4 protein-coding genes are annotated in these 3,612 nt (G+C 76.5%); all 4 read right to left on the bottom strand.

From position 1 onward, the window contains the following. Positions 1 to 165 precede the first annotated feature (165 nt). Complete coding sequence (locus KPL57_RS26410; RefSeq protein WP_226353572.1) at positions 166 to 426, bottom strand: zinc ribbon domain-containing protein; 261 nt, start codon at positions 424 to 426, stop codon at positions 166 to 168. Further along, on the bottom strand, positions 427 to 987 hold the full coding sequence (locus tag KPL57_RS67355) for a tetratricopeptide repeat protein (RefSeq protein ID WP_308253021.1): 561 nt from the start codon (positions 985 to 987) through the stop codon (positions 427 to 429). It lies immediately after the preceding gene. A 4-nt stretch (positions 988 to 991) separates the two neighbouring features. Beyond that, a complete protein-coding gene (locus KPL57_RS26405; RefSeq protein WP_308253020.1) occupies positions 992 to 2,806 on the bottom strand; it encodes a serine/threonine protein kinase in 1,815 nt (604 codons plus the stop codon). Then, the coding region (locus KPL57_RS26400) for a hypothetical protein (protein WP_226353571.1) at positions 2,803 to 3,612 on the bottom strand (810 nt) is incomplete at its 5' end. The genes KPL57_RS26405 and KPL57_RS26400, both read right to left, overlap by 4 nt.

Raw genomic sequence — 3,612 nt, 5'->3', positions numbered from 1 at the left:
TGGTGGCGCTCGCGGTGCGCGAGGCCAGCTCGGGCTGCGCCACGCTCGACACGCCGTCGCAGACGACCGCCGCGCGCACGGGCCCGTACTCGGCCAGCGCCATCGCGTCCTCGTTGCGGGTGTGCACGAGCCCGCGGTCGCTGCGGCCCGCGAGCCCGTCCAGCGTCACGACCACGAGGTCGGTGCCGTCGGCGCGCAGGAGACCGCACTCGGGCAGTACGCCTCGACCGGCGTGACGGTCTGGCCGCAGTCGCGGCACGTGGTCTCGTGCTCGGTGTCGACGAAGTCGAGCGTGGTGCCGCGGTGCAGCCCCAGCGTCGCGCCGCAGCTCTCGCAGAAGCGGTCGTCGGCGCCGACCGGCTCGGCGCACGCGTCGCACGTCCGGGTCGCGGCGGATGCGGCGGGGGTCGAGGGTGTCTCGCTCACTCAGGTCACGTCCAGGTCCGAGGCCGGACCGCGTTCGCGCGGTTCGACCAGCTCGATGCGTTCGTCGGGGTCGGAGGTCAGCCGCGCCGAGGTGCGCAGGCACTGCTCCAGGCCTTCTCTCAGCTCGCGCTCGTGGAACGGCCTGCCGAGGAACGGCGCGCCGCCCGGCTGAGCGGGCGTCGTCGGGGCGAGGTCCACGGCCGCGGAGAAGAGGGTGGCGCGCACCGAGGCGTCGGTGGCGGGGTCGAGCGGCAGGCGCTCGACGCGGGCGGCGCTCGCGCGCAGCCGCGGCTCGGTGCCGTTCCCGAGGCGCCTGGCGCCCGCGAGCTCCGCCTCGACGGTCGCCAGCTGCGCGGTGAGGCGGTGGCTCGACACGACGGGGACGGCGTCGAGCGCGGTGGTCGCGACGGCGGCCTGCCCCGCCCGCAGCGCGACGCGCGCCCTGCCGAACGGGGCGTCGGCGATCGCCGGGTCGGGTCGGGCGACCAGCTCGTAGTGGACGCGGGCGAGGTCGTCGCGGCCCAGGCACTCGGCCGCCGCGGCGAGCGCGAGCTTCGGCACGGCCTCACCGGGCAGCGTGGAGTAGACGGTTGTCGAACGCGACGCACGCCGCCTCGACGTCGCCCTCGGCGAGCGCGGCCACGCCGCCGTACCACTCGAGCCGCCAGTCGTCGGGGTCCTCGACGGCCAGCTCCGCGAGCAGCGCGCGGGCGGCCGGGACGTCGCGGGCATCGAGGTGGGCGCGGACGAGCCGCAGCCGCAGCTCGGCGCTGGGGTCCTCGGTGGCGTCGACGATCCGCCGCACCTCGGCGCGGTCGACCGACGCGGTGGCCAGCACGGAGGCGGCGGGGGTCGTCGGCCTCCACGAGCGGCACCGGCAGCGCGGCCGCGACCACCGCCGGGTCGGGACGGCCGCTCGCGCCCTCGCGGTCGAGCAGCAGGCTCGTCGCGAACGTCTCGTGCGGGGCGCCGAACACCGTGGACACCCGGGGCACGGTTTCTCGTCGGTGGCCAGCACCTCTCGCAGCACGCCGGAGAGCTGCTCGGTCATCTCGTCGGCGGAGACGAAGCGGCGCAACGGGTCGGGGTCGGTGGCGCGGCGCAGCAGCCGGTGGAACGACTCGTGCGCGCGCAGCACCGGGTGGTCGTCGGGCAGCGGGGTCAGCTGTCCCTTCCGCGCCGGGACGATGCCCAGCGCCATGACCGCGAGGGTGCGTCCGACGGTGAACACGTCGGACGCCGCCGACGGGCCCTCCTTCGCGATCTCGGGCGCCTGGTAGCCGTGGGTGCCGAACACGGCGGAGCGGGTGTCGTCGGCGCGGATCACGGCGCCCAGGTCGATCAGCTTCACGCGCCGGTCGAACTGGATCACGTTGTCGGGCTTGAAGTCGCAGTACACGAGCCCCAGCGAGTGCAGGTAGCCCAGCGCGGGCAGCATCTCCAGGACGTACGCGATGGCCTGGGGCACGGGCAGGGGCTCGAACGTGCCGTCGGGCCGCCGCCGCGCCTCCAGCAGCTGCTTCAGCGACGAGCCCCCCAGGTACTCCATCACGATGTAGCCGACGGGCTTCCCGTCCTCGCCGGGGTGCTCGGTGAAGTTGTAGATCTCGACGATGTTGGCGTGGCTGACCTGCGAGAGGAACCGCTTCTCCGCCGCGGCCGCGGCCATCGCGTCGGCGTCGCCGGAGTCGAGCAGGCCCTTCAGGACGCACCAGCGGCCGAGCTGCCGGTCGATCGCGGAGTAGATCCAGCCGAGGCCGCCGTGGGCCAGGCAGCCCTGCACCTCGTACTGGCCGCCCACGAGCGTGCCCGGGACGAGCTTCGGGCTGAACGAGTAGGGCGCGCCGTCGTTGGGGCAGAAGCCCTCCGTGCGCCCGGGACGTCCGTCGCGGCCGCGCCCGACGGGCTGGCCGCACTTGCTGCAGAAGCGCTTGCTCTCGGCGACCTGCGGGTCGGCGAGCACCGCGCTCGCCGGGTCGACCGTGGGGACCGGCGGGACGTCGACGAGGCCCGCGCCGAGCCGGGTGCGCGAGCTGCTCGACCCGGTGCGTCCGGAGCCCCGGCGGGACGCGCGGCTCGCGCCGGAGCCGGTGCCGAAGGAGCCGCTGCCGGTGGGTCCCGACATCGCGCCCGTCATCGGCCCGGACATCGCGCCGGTCATCGGGCCCGACATCGCGCCGGTCGCGGGGCCGGACATCCGCTCCGACATCGCGCCGGTGGCGGGCTGCGCCTGCGTGGAGGCCTGCGTGGAGTCCCGCGTCGCGGCCTGCGTGGCGGCGGGCGCCTCGTCCGCTTCGAGCCCGCAGGTGTCGCACCAGCCGTCGTCGAGCGTGCCGGGGCACTCGGGGTCGGGACAGCGGGCGGCGGCGGGCGTGCTCACGGCGTCCTCCCGACCGCGCGCTGGTAGGCGACGAGCGCGCGGGTGGCCGCGGCGAGGTCGCACGGACGGCTCCACAGCAGCTCACGGGCCGTGTCGTGCTGCGTCAGGACGTCGGGACGCTCGGCGACGCCGGTGCGCGCGGCCTTCGCCGCGTAGGCCTCGAACCGGCCGCGCAGCTCCGCTCGCCGCTCGACGAGCCCACCGACCAGCTCGTGCGCCTCGGTCAGCTCGGCTGAGGCGGCGGCCACGGCGTCGGAGAGCTCGCGCAGCGCAGCGGCGCGCGTGGTCCAGCTGCCCCGGCCGAGCGCGGCGAGCCTGCCGCGCAGCTCGTGGTCGCGGTCGGGCGGCAGCTCCGGCACGGGTCCGACGACGATCTCGACGGCGCGCTCCCGGACGGCCTCGGCACGCCTGCGCAACCCGTCGACGTCGGCGACGGACGCCTCGACCGCGGCGCGGCGGACGTCCCACTCGCCGCGCAGCCCCGCGGTGGCGGTGAGCCGCGCGGCCACGGCCTCGATCTCGGCTGCGAGCTCGCCCAGCGGCGCCGCGGCGGACGGCTCGGCGAGGGGGTCGGAGGCGGTCTGCTCCTCGACCTCGCGCAGCCTGCGGGTGAGCGCGCCGACGCGCACGGACTCGTGCTCGGCGCCCAGCTCGGCCGCGAGCGCGCGGGCCTCGCGCAGCCGCTCGGCGGCGGGGGCGAGCGCGGCGACGGACGCCTGGTGCCGCTCGTGCGCGGTGCGCAGGAGTGCGCGGACCTCGCCGAACGCGACGTCCATGCGGGCGGTGAGCTCGTCGAGGGTGATCGT

This window comes from Pseudonocardia sp. ICBG601 (assembly GCF_020496245.1).
This window is presented reverse-complemented; position numbering and strand designations above follow the sequence as displayed.